Genomic DNA, 21,767 nt, shown 5'->3' on the forward strand with positions numbered 1-21,767 from the left:
TTACCTTTCAGGGGGATGATTCCACATGTCGCTTTCCGGTATGATTGTGCGGTTAATCGACCGTGGAATAAATCCACATTTTCAGAGGATATGGGCTTGGATATGCAACTTTCCGACCGCGTAAACAGTATCAAACCTTCCCCGACACTGGCAGTAACTAACCGTGCTGCCGAACTGCGTGCCGCGGGTCAGAACATTATCGGCCTAGGTGCCGGCGAACCTGACTTCGACACCCCGGAACACATTAAAACCGCAGCAATTACCGCACTGAACAACGGCTTCACGAAATACACCGCTGTTGACGGTACTCCGGCCCTGAAAACCGCGATTATTAAAAAGTTTAAACGTGATAATGGCTTCGACTACGAAGCAAACCAGATTCTGGTTTCATGCGGCGGTAAGCAGAGCTTCTTCAACCTTTCTATGGCTCTGCTGAACAAAGGTGATGAAGTTATTATCCCTGCGCCTTACTGGGTGTCTTACCCGGATATGGTTCTGATGGGTGAAGGTAAGCCAGTTATCGTGACGACTGAACAGTCTGCACGTTTCAAGCTGACGCCTGAACAGCTGGAAGCAGCAATCACTGAACGTACCAAACTGCTGGTTCTGAACAGCCCGTCTAACCCAACTGGCGTTGCCTATGAACTGGACGAGCTGAAAGCGCTTGGCGAAGTACTGAAAAAGCACCCACAGGTAATGGTTGCCAGCGATGACATGTACGAGCACATTATGTTCGACGATAAGCCATTCGTTAACATTCTGAATGCTTGCCCTGAACTGTATGACCGTACCATCGTACTGAACGGCGTATCTAAAGCTTACTCTATGACTGGCTGGCGTATTGGTTACGCGGCTGGCCCGGCAAAGCTGATCGGCGCAATGAAAAAGATTCAGTCACAGAGCACGTCTAACCCGACATCCATCTCTCAGGTTGCCGCTGAAGCTGCTCTGGAAGGCTCACTGGATTGCGTTAACGAAATGCTGACAGCATTCCAGGAACGTCGCAATTACGTAGTAAGCACACTGAACGAAATCGAAGGTGTTGACTGCCTGGACGTTGACGGAACTTTCTACGCATTCCCTAGCTTCCATGCAATCATCGAAAACGACGCTCGTTTCGAAGACGATATCGCGCTGGCTGAATTCATGCTGATGGAAGCAGGTGTTGCACTGGTACCAGGTTCTGCATTCGGCGCACCAGGTAACATGCGTTTGTCTTTTGCAACTTCAATGGAAGTACTGGAAGACGCACTGGGCCGTATCAAGAAAGCACTGCAAGGCTAAGGCTAAAGCTTAGTTTTACAGCTATAAAAAACCGGGCAATTGCCCGGTTTTTTATTACCTGAAATTTGAGAAACAATCGTTTCATTTTACATTCGGTCAAGAAATAACTTGAAGAAAGCCCATAGCCGGACTGTACTTATCTGTACTAACTTTCATTTTCGAAAGCGTGATTAGCCGCTACATAGCAAGACCGCAGCAGGACCCGGGAACATCTCAGCTGCTCGCCACTATGAAGTAAATACGCAGTAAACCTGTGGGAGCCACCGGAAAGACTGACCACTGACAGCAACATTTTTGCACGTATTATTCGCCATGCGTGATAACGGACAGTCGTTGACCGGCTTCGCCCCATTGGGAGGAGTATGTCATGTATTGCCGAGCTTTCTTTTACCGTACTTTCTTTTACCGAGCTTTCTTTTACAGAACTGCCTGTCCCCCAAAGACTGACCACTCCGACCTGTTTAGCCATACCTTATCCGCAATTCTCTTTCTGTTTCTGACCAGCATCACAGCTTCCGTTAATGCATCCAGCCGCCCTGCTATAACTCCTCTGGATACAGAGCCTTACAGCTTTAAAGAACTCCAGCAAGCCATTGGTTTTTACCAAACGCTTAATACCTTACCCTGGCCTGTATTGCGGAAAACGAACAAACTTTTACGCCTGGAAGATAACCATCCTGATTTGGCAATCATGCGCCACCAGTTATTACTGCTTGGCGATCTGACCGCACCATATACAACCCCGCACAATACTTCAGATAACGCAGCTGATACTGATACTAAAGCCAACAGTGCTGAATACTTTGATCAGCATCTGGAGCAAGCACTGAAGCACTTCCAGCAACGTCACGGTATCAAAGTCGATGGCATTCTTGGCCCACAAAGCCGTAAAGCGCTTAATATTTCTCCAGCACACAGGATTCAGCAACTGGCACTGAATATCCATCGTCAGAATCAGTTTGCAGACAAAGCCAGTCAGCGCTTTATTCAGGTGAACATTCCGGAATTCCGCCTGCGCCTGTTCGATCAGAATGAACTTTTGCTTGAAATGAAAACCATAGTCGGAAGAAAAACCCGAAAAACACCGGTTTTTGATACGCATATTCAGGCATTAGTGATTAACCCTTCCTGGAATGTACCCAAAAGCATCGCCTTTAAAGATATTCTGCCTCGCTGGCAGGAAGACCCTGAATACCTGCAACGAAAAAACCTGCAGGTGCTCGCCGGCTGGAATTCTTCACGCCCGGTTCCCGCTGAAGAAATCGACCTGACTAAAATGTATCAGGGAAATGAGTATCAGCGACTCTGGGAGCCGCCGGGAATGGGCAACACTCTGGGGCGTATCAAGTTTATATCCCGCAGTCAGTACGCTATCTATCTGCATGACACCTCCGCACCGCGATTATTTGATGAACACAACCGTGCTTTCAGTTCTGGCTGTATTCGCGTTGCCGAAGCACGCCAGCTTGCCGATACCCTGCTTTCCCTGAGTGAGCCGGAAGATGTTTCACTCGAACCTATACTTAGCCATTCCCGTACGCAGACATTACCGTTGCAACAGCCTGTTAACTTACACGTTACTTACTGGACAGCCTGGATTTCGCCAAAAGGCACACTAAATTTTCGCGAAGATTTGTATAAACGGGATCGTTGGCAAATGCAGGAACATCAACAGCAACTGGCTGAAATCATAGATAAAAGCTCAGTACCCGCACCACTGGAAACCGCTCAGGTAGCTCTCAGGCAAGTGCATCAGCAAAGCCTGGACACGCAAACTGAGTGATCATTTTATGTACAGAAAGACCTCTCTCAGGCATAATCCACATCCATGATTCAGGGCGGCCAATATGGCCGCCCTGGTAGTATTCATCTATCAGCAGTACCTACGTTATTATGTCTAAACAGTTACACAGTCGCAGAAAATTCTTGCGCACGCTAAGCGGCTTTACCGGTTTATCAATGGCGCCTAATGCGTTTGCACAGATAAATAAACTGCCATTATCTGACAATCAGGAAATGCCGTTAGCCTCAGGTAAAGATAAACAGCTGGATTTTTTGCATCTGCATACCGGAGAGTCTCTTTCGACAACGTTCTTCAGCGGTAATCAGTTCGTTGCCACCGAAATGTCTGATGTAAACTATCTGCTGCGTGACCATCACAACGGTGAAGTCTACGACATGAATCCTGAACTGCTGAACCTGCTATACGATGTTCGTAGTGCTCTGGGGACTCAAAAACCAATCCATGTCATTTCTGCTTACCGTTCACCGGCAACCAACGAAAAGCTGCGCAAGAACAGCACTAAGGTCGCCAAAAAGAGCTTACACATGCAAGGTAAGGCTATCGATATCCGTATTCCCGGAGTCGATGTTAAAGACATTCATCAGGCAGCACTGGCCGTCAAAGGTGGCGGTGTTGGACTTTACACCCGCAGTGATTTTGTCCACCTAGATGTTGGCCGGGTACGACGCTGGGGTAAATAACGGCTTAATCGCCATTGGCTGGCCAGGTAGGGTGTGGCCAAAGTAACGCCGAAAGCCCCAATAAGGACTGTATCGCCAACAACACAGCGATACCAAAGTTCGAAGAAGACAGATTAAAATCGCCGCCAATTGTTCCGGCGGCGATCAACAGTATAAGTCCAAATACTGACACAATGCCGGTTACTCTGGCCAACGCAACAGCCGCCGTATTCAGGACCGCTGATTTCACCGATACAGTGACAATTCCGCTAATGACAGTACTGGTAGCCAGTATCGAAATATCCAGCCAACTAACGGCTTTATAGCCTCGCTCAAGAAAATCAGGGTCCACAACAAGTGATCCTGCCGTCAGTAACAACACAACCGAGAAACTGTATTTAAGCCAAGTAATCGTAGGATTACCGCCCAGACTATCCGGCAACAGCCGGCTCCTCAGCTGATTGCCCAATCACATCCCCAGCCAAATCTTCAACATCACTGAGTAAGCTGCTCAGTTTTGCTATGAACCAGTCATGCATACTGTCCGGTAGATCATGTCCCCAGCCTGAAAGAACCTCCAGGGTCGCATTGGCGATACTGTCAGCAACACTTTCTCCACTGCTAACCGGAAATACCGGATCATCGGAACCATGTAGTACCAGCGTAGGAGCAGTAATTCCCGCATTTCCAGAGCGTAAATCTTCATGGCAAAGTATCGCCAGTAACTGCCGCATATAACCTTCAGGACAATAAGATCGACGCAAGGCCCGCTCAGCCTGCTTTAACTGCTGTTCATTTGTCAGACAGTGTTCGGTACCTGTAAACAGATGGCTTTCAGCGGCAGAGCCTTTAATCATTGCAGCGAAAGCATCTTCAGACTCAGGCAAACTAAGATTAGCTGCCACCGGTGCCTGGTTCCCGTCATACAACAAGTGCCGGCCATGACCTTCGGGCAATTCACGGTCCAGTGTCGTTGAAAATACCACACTCAGACTCAACGTGCGCTCGGGCCATTTGCCAGCAAAAATCTGCGCAATCAAACCGCCCATTGAACCACCCAATATATGCGCCTTTGAAATATCCAGATGATCCATTAAATGCACTACGTCTGTTGCCATATCTGTCAGGGTATATGCTGGCTCAACAACTTCTCCCTTCCACGCCTGCTGTAAACGTACAGCAAGATTATGACCCGTAAGCTGATCAAATTTATCTGACAGACCAGAATCCCGGTTATCAAATACAACAACCCGATAACCTTCATCTGCAATACGCTGCAAAAGCGTTTCTGGCCAGTGAATTAGTTGCGACCCCAAACCTCTGATCATAATCAGAGGCGGATGTGAAACATCTCCATACGCCTGCCAGTAAAGCCCACAGGCCTCAGAATACTGTTCTGCTACCGGCTCATAATTCTGTGTTTTACTGGCTATCACTGAATCGCCTGATTGTGACATTCACTATCCTGTTTTTTTATATTGTTTGTTAGGCTGAAAATCTCACCGGAATTATACCGCTACTATTTACCAGAAGTATTCCAGGGCTATGTTAAAACGATACCAGCGCTATAGCTGCTCTTCAGTATCCAGCAATTGTTGCTTCCTATCTCGGCCCCAGCGGTATCCGCTTAAGTCACCATCACTGCGTACAATACGATGACAGGGAATAATTACCGCCAACTTATTTGCACCACAGGCTCCGGCAACTGCCCGGCTTGCTTTTGGCTGGCCAATCGCAGCAGCTAGCTGACTATAACTCATCGTTTCACCGACCGGAATCTGCTGTAACGCCTGCCAAACCTGCTCCTGAAAAGCCGTTCCCTTAATATCCAGAGGCAGGTCACATTCAGCCTTTGGCGCATCGACAAACGCTAGCACTTCGATCAGTAAATCGGACAGTTCATCTCCTGCGGCAATCAGTTGAGCTGCTGGAAAGCGAGCCGCTAAAACCTGTTGCAAGTCAGCATCAAAATCAACGAACTCTACACAACAAATTCCTCTGGCGCTCACCGCCATCACCAGCGGACCGAATATACTCGCCCCGGTGCAATAATAGATCTGCTGCCCCTTGCCGCCTTTACGAAACTGCGACGGTGTCATTCCCAGACGGTTATGACTATAAACCGATGCCGCGGAGCCTATACCTGAGGCATAAATCGCCTCAGTAACACTGGCCTGATCCAGTAATGCTTCGCTGAAACGTTTATTCTGATGATTTCGCTGATATGCTTTCGGACTTACCCCGACCAGACGGCTAAACAAACGCTGAAAATGCCAGATACTCAGCTGGGCATTTTCTGCTAACTCAGCCAGATCGACAATATCTTCGGCTGCCTCAATATGCCGGCAGGCATTAACAACCACTTCTATAAGCGCTTCAGAAGCCGACTTCTGTTCCGGTTTACATCGTTTGCAGGCACGAAATCCGGCATCTACTGCTGTTGATGTATCTTCATAAAAACGAACATTTTCCCGCCGTGGCTGGCGGGAAGAACAGCCAGGACGACAATAAATACCAGTGCTCAGAACTGCATAATAAAACTGACCATTAGCAGCAAGATTGCGATCACAGACAGCTTGCCAACGACTGTCCTCATCAGTAAATAACAACTGACTCATTTCGTAACCTCCTGATGAACTTCAGACTTTCTGGTAAAAATAGCAAAGACTCTGCCATCTATTGCCAACAAACCTGCCCCTACTAACACCATCCCAATGTAATGCTCGCTGGCGAAAGACTGACCCAGAAAAATAGCCCCTAAAGCAATGGCACTGATCGGCGCCAGAAAAGTAACTAAGAGCAAATTAGTTGGGCCTGCTGTAGAAAGAATCCGAAAATAAATCACGTAAGCCAGTGCCGTACAAATTAATGCCAGCCCCGCTATCGCCAGCAATACATGGGTATCCGGCATACTCAGCAACCAGGGCTGATCAAACCACAATACAACCGGCAATAATAAAACCGTCGATGCCGTTACCTGACCAGCAGTAATCACTAAGGTACTGAAGCCACGCCCCTGCAAACGTTTGCCATATACTCCGGCGCACGCGTAACTAAATGCAGCCAGTAAAATCGCCAGTTGAGCAGTTAAATCAGCCTTTAAACCTTCAATGACATCTGGCCCGATAATCACAGCCACACCGGTTATTCCCAATAGCAAGCCTGTAAGTTTGCCTCCCCCTATACGTTTCTCAACCCCCAAACCACGCAGTACAAGAATACTGAATACCGGTGTCATGGCTATCAGGACCGATGCCAGTCCACCACTGATATGCGTTTGTCCCCACACAATCAAACAAAATGGCGCTGCATTATTCAGTAATCCAATGCACATCATGCCTCGCCATGCATGCCAGGTAGCCGGCATCCTCTGCCCCAGAATATAAACCAACAGAATAAGAAACAGTGCAGCACCGGCAACACGCAGCGTAACAATACTGATAACTGGTAACTGGGCTAGAGCAACATCAACAAAAAAATATGAGCCGCCCCAGATAATCGCCAGACTAAATAGCAGTGCCCATTCCTGCAAATTCATTGTTTGTTTCATGGAATATTTCCTTTAACCATTCAAGATTATGATCAATGTAAGTCAGTCATCACAGGAAAACACTCAGCTTCTTGCGCTCTAAACAAAATCTTTTACTGTAGCTAATGAAAGTGACCGTTAAAAATAACAAAGCGATGGATAACAACCACATACCAAAGGATTAGACGCTTCAGAGAAAAACTTGATCTAGGTTAATTTTTACAGATAACTCTGCCCTATTCGCTCTAAAAACTAATCCAGATCAAATTTTCTTGTGCGGGTCTGTTGTTTAATGGCGCCAGTTCAGGAACCCGCGACCAAGCAAAAACTTCTTCACTGGTTCTATTCAATACAGTTCCAACATATTTCAGAGCGAACACCACCATGAAAACTTCTGCAGCACGTTTAGGATTAACAGCCGCAATTCTTGCCACTCTAACTACAGCTCCAGCTTTCGCATACGAAGCCGGCGATATCATTGTCCGCGCGGGTGCGACCAATGTTAACCCGAATGACGACAGCAGCGCTGTTTCCCTGAATGGCAGTGCAGTTGCAGGTTCCGGCGTGAGTGTAAACAGCGATACTCAGCTGGGTCTGACAGCAACTTACATGCTAGATAGCAACTGGGGTATCGAATTACTGGCAGCGACTCCTTTCAGTCATGACATTAGCGGCAAAGGTACTCTTGCCGGACAAGGCAAAATTGCCTCAGCTAAACAACTGCCTCCTACTTTAAGTGCCGTGTACTACTTCGATACTGAAGGTGCATTCGACCCTTATATTGGCGCCGGCATTAACTACACTACTTTCTTCAGCGAAGAAGGTGAAGGTAACTTCACTGGCTATGACGTAAAACTGGATGATTCATGGGGTCTGGCAGTACAGGCAGGCTTCGATGTACAACTGAGCGAAAACTGGCAGCTAAACGGCTCCGTACGTTACATCGATATCCAAACTGACGCGACAATTTCTAACGGTACAAACACATACACCGTAGATGTAGATATTGATCCAACTGTTGTTTCTATGATGATCGGTTACAAATTCTAATAGACCATCTGATTTTCTGACGGATTCAGTAAACCGGCCTTAATGATACTTCCCCTGGTATCGGTTATGGCCGGTTTTTTATTGTTGCTATCTACAACGGCCCTCTATCGATTCTCGTTATAGTTGCTTTATATAAGGTTTCTTTGGCGCTAACTTCTCTTTGGAACCACCAGGTTTAACTTCTTTTTCTGACTATTGGCGTGAAGCCATCAGACCTGCACCGGCAGCAGCCAGTAAACCGGCGCAGCCCCGGTTAAAATAACCGCGCATTTCCGGTCGGGAAAACCATTGGCGCAAATACACACCCATCAACGCATATATCGAAATAGCCAACCATTCGAGCAGCAGGAAAATCCCACCCAGTAATCCGAACTGTGCCAGCATTGGTTGCTCAGGGTTAACAAACTGCGGTAAGAATGCAGTAAAAATCAGTATCGCCTTAGGATTACCAATCGCCATCAAGAATTCCTGTCGCATAAGGCCAGACAATGACATCGACCGATTACTCGCTTGTTGCTGAAGTTTGACGTCGGCATGCCAAAGCTGCCAGGCGAGCCAAAATAGATACAGAGCACCGGCAAGCTTAACGGCAAAAAAGATTTTCTCCGATGCGTATAACACTGTCGCTACGCCCGTTGCCGCTAAAAATATCATCAGACTAAAAGCCAGTAAACGTCCGCAACCGGCTGCTACTGCCGTGCGAAAACCAAACCGCTGAGCATTAGCCATCGCCATCAGATTATTCGGACCCGGCGAAAGATTCAGCGCAAAACATGCAGGTATAAACAAGAACAAAGCAACAACTTCCAAGACACCACCCCAAATAATTAACGACACTAACTTATGCAACTCAATGCTGACGCAATGAAACTGTGCACCTAATTCCCTTCAACAACTAAACGACGTAATCCACCAATCTACTTAAACTGAGTAACTAGAGAAAGATACAAACAACAACGTTTCAAATCTATCAAGCCATTGAATTTATTATATATGTTAAAAAATATTCTCCGTAAAAACGAATATATATTGAGAATTACCGCTTTTTAGCCACTTAGTATTTCAGCAACATGCTATAAAAGTGTTTAGCTGCTGTAATTACGCCGCTTGGGATTCCTTTCATCTGATAACTAAACATGAACAAGGTATCGCAAGCACGTAGACATTGGAAAGATACAGCCATATGCCACGGAGGGCATCATCAAATGAAAAACACACTATTAAGTCCGAAAAGATTTTCGATTCGCTTCACCATCAGCTGTATTTTCTTAATCGTTACCGGATTAACCGCTTTACTGGCACTCAGCCTGAAATTTCATTTCACTCAGGCAATGTCCGAAGAGCTGCTCCTGTCTAAAATAGCCAACGCGTCATCCAAAATCAGTGCCTATATCCAAAATCTTGATATTGATGCGTCAAGAAGTATTAAAATCCTTAAAGACGTATCAATCACCAATACAGAGAAGTTTTCACAACAGGAAACCAGAAATCTGTTGATTCAGGTATTAAAAGAAAACCCTCTCTTTTTCAGCATTTACTATGCAAAAGCTAACGAAGATTTTTATCAGGTAATAAACCTGGAAGCTTCCTCAACCGTTCGCAAGGAACTCTCTGCATCTGAGCACGACCGCTGGGCCACTATTAACATTTCCGGTGAAGGACCTCAAAGGCATAGAAACGTAAAATACTTCGATGAAAGGCTTAACCTGACACACAAAAATTCTATACGAAGTAACACTCTGCCTACCCAACGCCCGTGGTACAAAGCTGCAACCAGTAATCAGGTGTATAAAACAGAGCCCTATTTATTTAAGCAGTTAAACGTAACCGGACAAACCTATGCGATCAGGACATCTGATTCTGTTTTAGGAATTGATGTCGTGCTGTCCTCAATTAACTCACAGCTTACCTCGGCGACTTTTGAACTTACAAACGAACAAGGGGTAGAATCTTTCATATATAACGCTGCGGGAGAACTACATGCCTCCAATATGATAGAAAATCAGCAATTTAAGATCCCCGTATCAAAGGCTCTTAAATTATCAGCAAGACAACAAAGACTCATTGCTAATACCCCTACCCTTATCATCTCAAATCAAAATAACTGGCCACCTCTGGACTACTCCATAGCGGGGCAGCCTGATGGATATGCGATAGATCTGCTAAAACTTATTTCTGAATTAACAGGCTTACGCTTCAAATTTGTTAATGGTTTCAGGCTCGACGAACTCCAGACACAATTCAAAAATGGCAAAATTGACCTGTTGCATTCAGTATCAGCGATGCACAGCCCAGCCAACATTGTGAGTTGTACTATGTATCAGCAAAAGCTGGCAATAGCGGTCAACAATGATTACCTGAAATATTCGAACGCCTCTGACCTGAACGATAAGACTCTGGCACTTATTTCCGGCCAGGGCTTTGGAAAGCATCTGACTGAACAAGGTATCAGAGCAACATTTAAACACTATTCAAACCTGAATCTGGCTATAGAAGCTTTAAAAGCAGGATCAGTAGATGCGATAGTAAATACGGAAGCAGCCCTTCGCTATATCAACTTTACCAACCTAGGAAACAGCAATATTTCGATCAACCTGTTGCCTAAACTCCCCCCTGTTAATCTGTATATTTATTTACCGTCTAAACACACAGAATTAATGGAAGTGATTAACAAAGCACTTAGCAATATCAGCGTTGCACAAAAAAATGCACTACATGAAAAATGGCTAACTAAAGACGCCTATATGCAGCGCAGCCATATTGTTCCTTATCATCAGCTAACAACCTTTGCACAAAATCCTCAGCGACAAAGGGTAATGATTAAGCAACAAGTGGCAGATGCTAATAAATATTTTTTTGTAGCACCTCTGCAAACTCAGGGATGGCGTGAAGAATATTTCGCCATCGTGGTACCGGAACACATAATCACAGATGCAGCATTTGAACAGGCATTTAGTTCCAGCGTAATCACTGCTGCAATATTACTCCTGCTGATACCATTATCCTGGCTGTTCGGTTCACCTATAGTGCGGGCAATAACCTCTCTTAAAGCCGAAACAAATAAAGTAAAGCATCGCCAGTTCGATGAAATCCATCCTGTTAATACCCGCATTAAAGAAATCTGGCAGCTGTCAAATTCAGTTCAGGATATGGCCGGCAAAATACAAAAATATCAGCAGGACCAAAATGATTTTATAGAAGCCTTCATTCGCCTTACTGCACAAGCGATTGATGATAAATCCCCCTATACCGCAGGACACTGTAACCGGGTACCTGAACTCGGTTTAATGCTGGCAAAAGTGGCTGAAGAAACCCGGACTGGCCAATTCAAAGACTTTTGTTTTGCCAATGACAATGAACGTCGTGAATTTCGCATTGCTGCCTGGCTACATGACTGCGGCAAAATAACCACACCTGAATTCATCGTCGACAAGGGTACTAAACTCGAAGCAAACTATAACCGTATCCATGAAATACGTATGCGTTTTGAAGTACTTTGGCGAGACGCCGAAATTGATTACCTAAAATCTCTGCTTCAGAAACCAGAGTCAGAAGCAGTCGCTGTTACAAAGCTACAACAACGACAGACACAGCTTAAAGATGACTTTGAATTTGTTGCCAATTCGAATGTTGGTGGTGAGTTTATGAGTGAGGATAAAATCCAGCGAATAAAAACAATAAGCCAGCAAACCTGGATGCGTCACTTCAGCGACCGCCTTGGTCTTTCGCCATTGGATGAACTTAGCCGCCCCTCAACAGAACAAACACTACCTGTTACAGAACCTTTACTTGCTGACCGTCCTGAACACATCATTCATCGTGACAGAGAAATGACATTTGATCCGAAATTCAATATCAAAATGGATGTTCCTGAACACCTTTACAACTTAGGTGAAATTCATAACCTGTCTATTAGCCGCGGCACTTTGACCGCGGAAGACCGGTTCAAAATTAACGAACATATGATCAGCGGTATAAAAATCCTTGAAGCTCTTCCTTTTCCAAAAGAACTCAGCCGGGTACCGCGTTATGCCACCAGCCATCATGAAACCCTTAAAGGCACTGGCTATCCACGGAAATTAACAGCCGAGCAGCTATCTGTTCCTGAACGTATCCTTGTAATAGCAGATATTTTCGAAGCACTGACTGCCGCAGACCGGCCTTATAAAAAAGCCAAATCGTTGAGCGTTGCTGTCGAGATCATGTTTAAGATGGCCCTTGACGAACATGTAGATATGGAACTGTTTTTATTGTTTCTGGAAAGCGGCACTTATCATGAGTATGCACAGAAATTCCTGCCACCAAGCCAAATTGATAACGTTGATATAAACAAATACCTTGAGCGCATTGCCGAATAAAATATTTACAGGCACAAAAAAGCAGCCATCAGGCTGCTTTTTTAATGGTAAACCTTATGCCTGGTTCATTAACCAATCATAGTCACCAACAGCTTGTTCAGACGTGTTACGTAAGCCGCAGGATCATCCAACGTTCCGCCAGCAGCAAGCTGTGCCTGTTCAAACACAACCAGACTCAGTTCGTTAAAGCGGTCTTCATCAGATTCCTGATCCAGCTTAGCAATCAGCGGATGCTCTGGGTTTACTTCGAAGATAGGCTTGCTTTCAGGTACTTCCTGACCGGCTGCTTCCATGATCTTGCGCATCTGCATGCCCATATCGTAAGCACCCAGTACTACACAGGCAGGAGAGTCAGTCAGACGGTGCGTGATACGCACTTCGCTTACTTGTTCACCCAGACCAGATGTCAGACGCTCAACCAAACCTTCCAGTTCTTTAGCAACTTCTTCCTGTGCCTGCTTTTCTTCTTCGTTTTCGACTTCACCCAGATCCAGCTCGCCTTTGCTCACGTCCTGGAATGACTTACCGTCGAAGTCAAACAAATGGCTCATCAGCCACTCGTCAACACGGTCATGCATCAAAATAACTTCGATGCCCTTCTTACGGAAAATTTCCAGATGCGGGCTGTTCTTCGCCGTGTTGTAGTTTTCAGCAACGGTGTAGTAGATCTTTTCCTGACCTTCCTGCATGCGGGAAACATAATCATCCAGCGATACGTTCTGAGCAGAATCAGCATTATGCGTAGATGCAAAACGCAGCAGCTTACAAACTGTTTCACGGTTAGCATGATCTTCTGCTGGACCTTCTTTCAGTACTTCACCGAAAGATTCCCAAAACGCAGCGTATTTTTCCGGATCGTTCTTAGCAATCTTGCCCAGCATATCCAGTGCACGCTTCGTCAGTGCCGCACGCAGTTTATCAACCACAGGATCTTTTTGCAGAATCTCACGGGAAACGTTAAGAGACAGGTCATTAGTATCAACCACACCCTTCATGAAGCGCAGGTACATTGGCAGGAACTGATCAGCGTCATCCATGATGAAAACACGCTGTACGTACAGTTTCAAACCGCGTGGCGTATCACGGTTCCACAGATCATGTGGCGCATGAGAAGGTACATATAGCAGGCTGGTGTATTCCAGCTTACCTTCTACACGGTTGTGGCTCCATTTCGCCGGCTCCTGGAAGTCGTGAGAAATGTGCTTATAAAACTCTGTGTACTCTTCATCGGTGACTTCGCTCTTAGAACGGGTCCACAATGCTGTTGCTGTATTAACAGTTTCATCTTCCGGCGCTTGTTGTTCTTCACCTTCCGCTGCTGGTGCAGGCTCAGACAACATAACAACTGGTAATGAAATATGATCGGAATACTTACGGATCAAATTACGCAGACGGAAACCGTTAGCAAACTCTTCTTCACCTTCTTTCAGGTGCAATACGATACGGGTACCACGTTCAGCTTTTTCAACAGTCTCAACACTGAAATCGCCTTCACCGGCAGACGCCCAGTGAACACCCTCAGCAGCAGACTCACCCGCTTTGCGGGAAAATACGTCAACCTTGTCAGCAACGATAAATGCAGAGTAGAAACCTACACCGAACTGACCAATTAACTGAGAATCTTTCTTCTGGTCACCGCTCAGTGACGTCAGGAACTGAGACGTACCGGACTTAGCAATCGTACCCAGGTGATCAACAACCTCCTGGCGGTTCATACCAATACCGTTGTCATCAATAGTGACTGTTTTAGCATCAGCATCAAAATCGATACGAATACGCAGTTCACCGTCACCTTCATACAATGCATTATCAGAAAGTGCTTTAAAACGCAGCTTATCAGCAGCATCCGATGCGTTGGATACCAACTCACGTAAGAAAATCTCTTTGTTGGAGTACAAAGAGTGAATCATCAAATGCAGTAGCTGCTTAACTTCGGTCTGAAAACCAAGTGTTTCTTTCTGAGTATCTGTGCTCATTATTCAATCCCAAGCTTGAAACAATAATTACGGAATCTTCTATACAGCCAGAATAGCCTGACAAGATTAGAAGTAAGATTCCTTAACCCTGCATTCAAAATGGGGATTCGCTTACAGATTTCAAGGCCATCTGAAAGAAAAAAGGCAATAGAAGCACTCATTGCCTTTCAGGTAATCGTTAACGATTCTTCTCCCAGCGATAAAATGCCCGCACATTGCCTTCAAACCAATCGTCATAGTTTGAAAAGTATCGATACTCTTCCAATTCGATTCTTTCCGCGGCCTGATCTTCGGTCCAACCGGCAGCTAACGCTTCACGGGCGGCTTGCTGAAGGGCTGTAAAATAATCAACCTGTCGCTGCAGCGTCGCTTTATTACCTGGCGCGCCATGACCAAACAAGAAAGTCTCTGCATCTACTTCCAAAGTTCGTCGTTGCTGAGCCATCAACACATCCAGATTAATACCCGGCAGATCTGTCCAGCCAACAACATCGCCGTTGATATAGTCCACGGTGTAAGCGACTTTCTTCTGCGGAATAACCGGAACAAGAATAGACGCGGTATGTACATCACCTAAGTACTGCAGCTGGATTTCTGTGTCGCCGAACTGAAAGGCTTTTCCGGCATCGCTGACTACTTCTGTAGGCATATCGATAAACGGTACATCGCGGCGCTCAAAAAAACGCTTGGTCCGCTCATGGGCTATGATCGGAATTTCACCACCAAAAGCCTTACGTAAGACCCTCGCACCGGCAATATGGTCAGTATGTAAGTGAGAATAGACAATAGCCGCTATAGGCAATCCCGGGGCTTTCTCTTTAATCACAGCAACGGCTGCTTCAGCTGCACTATCTGATAAAGGATCAAATATTACGACACCCGCTGAAGTAACAATAAAATGGTTATAGTAAAACTCCTGTTCATTTTTGTACTTCAGTGAAAATACGCCCGGAACGGTTTCCTGAACATCTACCAGATCAAACCAGTTATAAAATGTACCGCGATCATTAAAGTATTCTGACTTTTCAGCCAAATGGTTGGCCTGAGCCAGACTGCTAAAACCCAAATAACTCAGGCCAACGGTACCAACCCCCAAGCTAGCCAGGGACAACACACCGGTCATTAAAAGTGGCTTTATTGTTAACATTTAATGTCTCCTAAATTCTTTATGACGGCTTGAAAAACAGTACCGCGTTAAAACTTATAATCGCATCAACAACTGCCGTATCCAGCCATTCACCGCTGCCCAGACCAAAGGCCAGACGGTCAATTTCACTCTGTGTACTCAAGCGGAGCAGCCCATTCTCTGCGTTGACATCCAGCATCAGATTCAAGGGCAATGTTTTATCTCTGATGGTAAGAAAACCATTAATCATCCCATCGTTATCAGAGGTGCCTTCATAACGGATCTCCGCGTAACGCTTAACATCCAACCATTCATTACTGTGCAGTAACTGATCCCGTTCGGTGTTATTTGTATCAAGAGAATCGGCACTAATCTTAAGCTTCAGGCTTGTCAGTAATCCAACTGATGTAAATTCAGCATCCACGCTGAACGCTTTGACCTGACCTGAAAATACTCTCCCCATTTGCTTGCCACTAAACTGAATATAGCTGGCATCTTTAACCAAATCAGCAGCCCCAGCCAGTCCACTGGCAAGCATACTGACACTCAGTAAAGCGATGCTTAAACATTGTTTCACTGTAAACACATTTAAACTCCCACAACCTCTACTGGTACGGACTCATGCGTTGCCATACATCATCTTTCAGCCACCAGCGATGCCAGATAACAGCGCCTATATGACCCGTCAGCAGCAAACATAATCCCCAACTTAACCACTCATGCACGCCGGCTAATACTTCTTTGAGCGACTGACTTTCGTCCAGTAAAACTGGCAACTTGGCGGTACCGTATACAACCACATCAAAACCCGCTGCATTAGACATAAGCCAGCCACTCAGTGGCATGCCCAGTAAACACAGGTACAAACAACTATGTGCGAATCTGGCGTAACGATTAGACGGTAGTTGAGCAGCAGGTCGAATTACCCAGTGATATAGCAAACGCATTAGCGTTATCAGTAAAAGCAGCACTCCAAGTGATTTATGCAAACTCACCATATCAAAACGCTTCAGTCCCAACGGCATATCCATCATTAGCCAACCAAGCACCAGAAGTACAAAAATCAGCAATGCAGTCAGCCAGTGCAATGCACGACTGACTGTTTCATAACCTTTAGAAACAGACATGCTGATTACTGCTTACGCTTCAGCTCTGCTTCTAAAGTAATATTCACCTGATCAGCCAGCATAGGTGCATATGTCATCATGCCGAACTCGGTACGTCGAATACTGGCAGTGGCGGAAAAACCAAGATACTGAGTATCGTATGCGGGGAAAAAATCAGCTAATGGATGGCGCCCCTGAAAGTTAAGACGGGTATCTAATGTGACCGGTAAGGTCTTATCCAGCATTGTCAGCTGCCCTTCAACTGCATATTTATCGGCTGAAATCTGAACAATACGTTCACTTTTGAAGCGCATTTCCGGATATTTATTTACATCGAAGAAATCAGCATTCTTTAAGTGATCATCAAGCGCCGGCACGTCAGTATCAACACTGGCGGTTTTAATAATCACATCAAAAGAAGATTTGGTCAGATCCTTCTCATCGATATCGAATTTACCGGTAAAGTCCTGAAACTGACCCAGAAAGTTCGACAGGCCATTATGGCTAATGCCGAACTGAACGTTAGTATGTGCTTTATCAAACTCATAATCAGCAGCAGTTGCAGGCAAAGCCATCACTAAACCTAAGGAACACAGAGCAAGCGTTTTTTTCATAGTAATCTCTATCTCAGTCAGAGAGTCCGGCTGGCTGGCACTGCAACCTGTGACCGTACCCGGTTAATTAATCGACGCTGACCAGATTACTATTGTTGCCAAAATATGATTAGATGCTTTATTTGGGATGTATTGTTCCATATAAGGAACAATATTCAGGGAACTTTTAGAACTATTACTGAGGAAAAAAGAACCGCAGAAAGGCAAGTATTCAGGATGTTCCTGAAGTCTCTGCAAAATATGCTCTGAGATGATCTACAAAGCTACGTACTTTAGGCGACAATAATTTACGATGCGGATAGACCGCATATACACCGCCTTCCGGGTAACGCCATTGCGGCAGAAACGCAATCAACTGGCCACTGGCCTGTTCTTCCTTACATAAATGCTCAGGCAGAAAACCAATTCCACCTCCTCTTAGCGTGACATTTTTGATAAACCCCAGGCTATTCACAGCCATCCGCCCGGAAAGCGTTACTTTCTCGCGCTTTCCATCATGAATAAACTGATGCAGTACTTTAGCCGTTCGCTCGCCATAGAGAAAACAATTGTGCTCAGCCAACTGACTGATATCAGCCGGCGTACCATGCTGCTTAAGATAGTCCGGGGATGCGTAAGCTGTCATATGTTCTTTAAACAGCTTCACTGCAATCAGCGATGAGTCCTGCAACTCACCGGCGCGAACCGCCACATCGTATTCACCGCCAACAAGATCAACAAAATCATTAGTAAGATACAGCTGGAGCTCAACTTCCGGATACTTAATCAGATAATCAGCAATGACTGGCCCAAGCACATCATTGCCTTCTTCGACGGGAGCCGAGACTCGCAACACACCCCTTGGAGCCGCCAGGCTATCAAGCATTTCACTTTCTGCATCTTGCGCTTGCTGAATAATCAGACGACAGCGCTGATAAAAAGTACCGCCCGGCTCTGTCAATGTTAGCGACCGCGTCGAGCGCTTTAGTAAACGTACGCCCAATTCAGACTCCAGCTGAGAAAGCTTACGGCTAATCGTCGACTTAGGCAGCCCTAGTACTCTGCCGGCCGCACTAAAGCCACCGGCATCAACCACCTGAACAAAGATCCTGACAGCATTCAGATCCAGCAAATCGTTAATCCTTCTGCATCGGATCTGCCTGACTGCTCACCAGCTGCAGTAAAGTAGCGGACTTAAATTCACGACGGTAAAGCACAAACAGAACCCCACCAGACAAGGCCATAAACAACCAGGGATTAATAAACCATCCCAGAACAGCCATGCTGAAATAGTAGGTGCGTAGTCCGAGGTTAAAGTTGTTTGCCGCCAGAGAACTCATAATGGCAATCCTGTTGGCATGGCTCATCAGCTCTTTTTCCACCACCCCTTCACTTGGCATCGGAGCACCACCAATCATCACTGAAGTAAAACCATACTGACGCAGACTCCAGGTAAATTTGAAAAAGGCATAAATGAACATGCCTATCAGCACCAGCAGTTTTAATTCCCATTCCGCTTTTGTCGCATGGGTAGCAAAAGGAATATCACCGACGATGTCGATCGCTTTTTCAGTGGAACCTAACACCGTCATCAAACCGGCAAGTATAAGAATAGTGGAGGAAGCAAAAAACGATACGCCCCGCTCAAGATTAGAAATCACAGTAGCGTCAGCGATCCGTACTTCACGATGCATCACCTGGGTCATCCAGTCGAGTCGGTATGCATGCATTACACTGGAAAGGCAGTGGCAGTTCTTTGCCTTTGCTTTGCTATAAAGGTTATAGCCCTTGAAACACATCAGAAACCAGACAAGCGCCAGTACCTGAGACCAGTTTTCGTGCAGAAACAAATACAACGGTTCCACAATCGCAATCCATGAATAATAAAGGAGTCATCATTCTAATCATGGTGCTGTTAAATTGCACTGTATAAACATAGGCTTATACGATCTAACTTCTGCCTGAATCAAACCCATCGCCAAGTTGGCATAGCCTACCAGCTATGCTAACTTGCCAGTGTGTCTGTCCAGTAGAAACGTCCGTATGTATGTAGATTTAAAAGCTTTATTATGGCTCAGCCTGATTTGTATCGGTTGCTGGCACTGGTGGTATTCACTGAAAGTTAAAGATATCGCATTGCGTGCTGCCAAAGTGTATTGCAAAGAGATGGATGTACAGCTGCTTGATGAGAGTATTTATTTACGGGGATTCTGGCTGAAACGGGATGAAACCGGCAGGTTCCGTATCTGGCGTTCGTACTTGTTTGATTTCACCGCTAACGGTGAAGACCGTGCGCGAGGCAGGGTAATTCTACTTGGCTATAAAGTAACAAGCACAACACTGGAACCTCACCGGATCTGAGTTCAGATCCTTTTTCCAGATGTTGTTTCCAGTTCTTAACTTCAGTGCTCTAGCCCACTGCAGCTATTGGTCAGCGCTGAAAAGCACCGTTTTTTAAGAAATATAACGTCTGCGCCATTACTTTTCGATTTTGCATCATAAACGTATGGGTAACCGGCATTACCAAATGATCAGACATACCATCCAGACGGGTGTTTTCAACAGAGACCTTACCGTCGTTGGTGCCCGGAATCAGTGTTGATAACCAGAGATTTACGCTGCGACTACCGGCGATAATACCTAATTCTCCCGTAAATGCGCCCAATTTAGATGGCAATCCATTACGGGTACCCAGCTGTAAGCCAGCAGGTCCATTAATCCAGCGAAATGGTGGCAACCAGCTAAGTTTATCTACCACTTCACTGCCACCGTTAGGCGGTCCCAGCATGACTACTCTACCCATCTTTTCGATCCGTTGCTCACGTAAGAAATAGCGCAGTAAAATACCACCCATAGAATGCGTCACGAAATGGATTTTATCGGCATTATCACAGGCCTTAATCGCAGCACTGATAGCCGGACCAGCCAGTTCTTCGACAGGTAACGAGGTGGAAGGATAGCTCTGATTAACAACCTGATACCCAGCTTTTTCAAGATAATGCACCATCAGGGAAAATGCGGCAGACGTTCGTGCCAAACCATGCAATAAGACAACAGCTTCTTTAACTGCTGTATTAACACTCACCTCTTCGGAACACACCTCTGAGAGTGGCCGCTGCTGATTCAGAGTCTGATCTTCCATGTTCATCTCTGTTACACCTCCTGTCTGCTCAGCGCTTTACTACATGTATTTGAAACTATAACCGCAATACAGCAATCTTCAATGGATGGTTACCATCATTGGTTGGAAAATCCGCTTCAGGAGTAATCAGTTGCAGATCTTTAACGGGTCGTCCGGCTTTGCTTGCACAACGTTTTACAACATCGAGCCAGTCTTCAAGATTCACCTTGGCAACATTGTTGGTGCACACCAGCTGGCCACCTTCCTTAACTGTAAGTAATGAAGGCTTCAGAACACTCGGATAATCCCGTATCAGATCAACCGTACCGAAATGGCTTTTCGCCCAGCGTGGCGGATCGAGGTAAACTAAATCAAACTGTTCAGCATCAATACGTGGAAACGCGCGTGGCTTCTGACCGCGTTTTACCCGTTGTTTAATTTCTATATCCGCCAGCTGCTTAGCCGCAGTAAAAAAATCACTTTGAAAGAAATCAATTCGGGTATCAGACACTTCATTCAGGCGCGCATTTTCACGCCCCACATCCAGGCTTCGAGTAGCAAAATCGACGTTAAGCACACGACTGGCTCCGGCCTTAGCAGCCACTACACCAACACCACAAGTATAAGAAAACAGGTTCAGAACTGACTTACCTGCTGCCTGCTGTTGTAACCAGCGACGTCCGGCACGCATATCCAAAAACAGTAATGGATCCTGTCCCTTATGCTTACCCTTAACCAGGTAATTAACACCCAGCTCCTGTCCTGTAAGTTGCTGACGCTCAACGACCTGATCATCAGTACGACGGGAATTACTCTTACTCCGATCGTTATAGACCCGCTGAAGACTATCAACGCCCATGGCCTGCAGGAATGTCTCAGCCTGATCAAACATAGCTCCAGCTTCAGTATCTTCCAGTGGTTCATGGAAGCTCTGCAGTAATAACTGATCACCATAACGATCCAGCGTTAACCCCGGTGCACCTTCAGTTGTACCATGATATAGCCGGTAGCAACTGGTTGACTCAGCGTGCAGGTCTGCAAGCAATGTTACGCGGCGCTGTAATGCTGCCTGGAGTTGATCGGACATTAATAAATCTCAGTGAATAAATCGGGTCGGCGGGCAGTATACGTGGATACCCGCGGACATCAACAGCGTGTAAT

General features: G+C 45.9%; 20 protein-coding genes. 6 read left to right on the forward strand and 14 right to left on the reverse strand.

Annotated features, from left to right (window positions below):
• Positions 1-102: 102 nt before the first annotated feature.
• From OCU49_RS14135 to mepK, 3 genes are all read left to right on the forward strand, one after another.
• Positions 103-1,284: a pyridoxal phosphate-dependent aminotransferase gene (locus tag OCU49_RS14135; RefSeq protein ID WP_336605337.1), complete on the forward strand. Its 1,182-nt coding sequence runs from the start codon at positions 103-105 to the stop codon at positions 1,282-1,284.
• Positions 1,285-1,651: 367 nt separating this feature from the next.
• Complete coding sequence (locus OCU49_RS14140) at positions 1,652-3,067, forward strand: L,D-transpeptidase family protein (RefSeq protein ID WP_261841212.1); 1,416 nt, start codon at positions 1,652-1,654, stop codon at positions 3,065-3,067.
• Between the two features lie 110 nt (positions 3,068-3,177).
• Entirely contained in the window at positions 3,178-3,768 is a 591-nt protein-coding gene (gene mepK, locus OCU49_RS14145; protein WP_261841213.1) for a peptidoglycan L,D-endopeptidase MepK, read from the forward strand.
• A gap of 4 nt (positions 3,769-3,772) precedes the next feature.
• Here mepK and OCU49_RS14150 read toward each other — a convergent pair whose 3' ends face one another.
• The 4 genes from OCU49_RS14150 to OCU49_RS14165 form a co-directional block, all read right to left on the reverse strand.
• Entirely contained in the window at positions 3,773-4,189 is a 417-nt protein-coding gene (locus OCU49_RS14150) for a hypothetical protein (RefSeq protein WP_261841214.1), read from the reverse strand.
• On the reverse strand, positions 4,179-5,204 hold the full coding sequence (locus tag OCU49_RS14155; protein ID WP_261841215.1) for an alpha/beta fold hydrolase: 1,026 nt from the start codon (positions 5,202-5,204) through the stop codon (positions 4,179-4,181). The genes OCU49_RS14150 and OCU49_RS14155 overlap by 11 nt, the downstream gene beginning before the upstream one ends.
• Positions 5,205-5,312: 108 nt before the next feature.
• A complete protein-coding gene (ada, locus tag OCU49_RS14160) occupies positions 5,313-6,365 on the reverse strand; it encodes a bifunctional DNA-binding transcriptional regulator/O6-methylguanine-DNA methyltransferase Ada (RefSeq protein ID WP_261841216.1) in 1,053 nt (350 codons plus the stop codon).
• Complete coding sequence (locus OCU49_RS14165; protein WP_261841217.1) at positions 6,362-7,297, reverse strand: DMT family transporter; 936 nt, start codon at positions 7,295-7,297, stop codon at positions 6,362-6,364. Before OCU49_RS14165 ends, ada begins: the two co-directional genes overlap by 4 nt.
• Positions 7,298-7,660: 363 nt before the next feature.
• Between OCU49_RS14165 and OCU49_RS14170 the strand changes: the two genes are divergently transcribed.
• Positions 7,661-8,326 carry an OmpW/AlkL family protein gene (locus tag OCU49_RS14170; RefSeq protein WP_261841218.1) on the forward strand — a complete coding sequence of 222 codons (666 nt, stop codon included), beginning with the start codon at positions 7,661-7,663 and terminating at the stop codon, positions 8,324-8,326.
• 192 nt (positions 8,327-8,518) lie between these two features.
• Here OCU49_RS14170 and OCU49_RS14175 read toward each other — a convergent pair whose 3' ends face one another.
• The gene (locus OCU49_RS14175; RefSeq protein ID WP_336605338.1) at positions 8,519-9,163 is read right to left on the reverse strand and encodes a LysE family translocator; all 645 of its coding nucleotides are present in this window, start codon (positions 9,161-9,163) and stop codon (positions 8,519-8,521) included.
• Positions 9,164-9,531: 368 nt separating this feature from the next.
• Between OCU49_RS14175 and OCU49_RS14180 the strand changes: the two genes are divergently transcribed.
• A complete protein-coding gene (locus tag OCU49_RS14180) occupies positions 9,532-12,684 on the forward strand; it encodes an HD domain-containing phosphohydrolase (RefSeq protein WP_261841219.1) in 3,153 nt (1,050 codons plus the stop codon).
• Positions 12,685-12,752: 68 nt separating this feature from the next.
• Here OCU49_RS14180 and htpG read toward each other — a convergent pair whose 3' ends face one another.
• From htpG to OCU49_RS14215, 7 genes are all read right to left on the reverse strand, one after another.
• Positions 12,753-14,660 (reverse strand): molecular chaperone HtpG, encoded by a 1,908-nt coding sequence (gene htpG, locus OCU49_RS14185; protein ID WP_261841220.1) that lies wholly within the window; start codon positions 14,658-14,660, stop codon positions 12,753-12,755.
• A gap of 178 nt (positions 14,661-14,838) precedes the next feature.
• Entirely contained in the window at positions 14,839-15,807 is a 969-nt protein-coding gene (locus OCU49_RS14190) for an MBL fold metallo-hydrolase (protein ID WP_261841221.1), read from the reverse strand.
• A gap of 19 nt (positions 15,808-15,826) precedes the next feature.
• On the reverse strand, positions 15,827-16,372 hold the full coding sequence (locus OCU49_RS14195) for a YceI family protein (protein WP_261841222.1): 546 nt from the start codon (positions 16,370-16,372) through the stop codon (positions 15,827-15,829).
• Positions 16,373-16,391: 19 nt separating this feature from the next.
• Positions 16,392-16,913, reverse strand: a complete 522-nt coding sequence (locus tag OCU49_RS14200; protein ID WP_261841223.1) for a cytochrome b — start codon at positions 16,911-16,913, stop codon at positions 16,392-16,394.
• Between the two features lie 5 nt (positions 16,914-16,918).
• Positions 16,919-17,506 carry a YceI family protein gene (locus OCU49_RS14205; protein WP_261841224.1) on the reverse strand — a complete coding sequence of 196 codons (588 nt, stop codon included), beginning with the start codon at positions 17,504-17,506 and terminating at the stop codon, positions 16,919-16,921.
• A 211-nt stretch (positions 17,507-17,717) separates the two neighbouring features.
• Positions 17,718-18,617, reverse strand: a complete 900-nt coding sequence (locus OCU49_RS14210; RefSeq protein ID WP_261841225.1) for a LysR family transcriptional regulator — start codon at positions 18,615-18,617, stop codon at positions 17,718-17,720.
• 4 nt (positions 18,618-18,621) lie between these two features.
• Positions 18,622-19,350, reverse strand: a complete 729-nt coding sequence (locus tag OCU49_RS14215) for a DUF599 domain-containing protein (RefSeq protein WP_261841226.1) — start codon at positions 19,348-19,350, stop codon at positions 18,622-18,624.
• A 178-nt stretch (positions 19,351-19,528) separates the two neighbouring features.
• Here OCU49_RS14215 and OCU49_RS14220 point away from each other — a divergent pair, with 178 nt between their 5' ends.
• Positions 19,529-19,846 carry a DUF3301 domain-containing protein gene (locus OCU49_RS14220; RefSeq protein ID WP_261841227.1) on the forward strand — a complete coding sequence of 106 codons (318 nt, stop codon included), beginning with the start codon at positions 19,529-19,531 and terminating at the stop codon, positions 19,844-19,846.
• A 70-nt stretch (positions 19,847-19,916) separates the two neighbouring features.
• Here OCU49_RS14220 and OCU49_RS14225 read toward each other — a convergent pair whose 3' ends face one another.
• Positions 19,917-20,633 (reverse strand): esterase/lipase family protein, encoded by a 717-nt coding sequence (locus OCU49_RS14225; RefSeq protein WP_261841228.1) that lies wholly within the window; start codon positions 20,631-20,633, stop codon positions 19,917-19,919.
• Between the two features lie 49 nt (positions 20,634-20,682).
• On the reverse strand, positions 20,683-21,693 hold the full coding sequence (locus OCU49_RS14230) for a class I SAM-dependent rRNA methyltransferase (protein WP_261841229.1): 1,011 nt from the start codon (positions 21,691-21,693) through the stop codon (positions 20,683-20,685).
• Positions 21,694-21,767: the final 74 nt, after the last annotated feature.

Origin of the sequence: Aliamphritea ceti, assembly GCF_024347215.1 — a bacterium.
GTDB lineage: Bacteria > Pseudomonadota > Gammaproteobacteria > Pseudomonadales > Balneatricaceae > Amphritea > Amphritea ceti.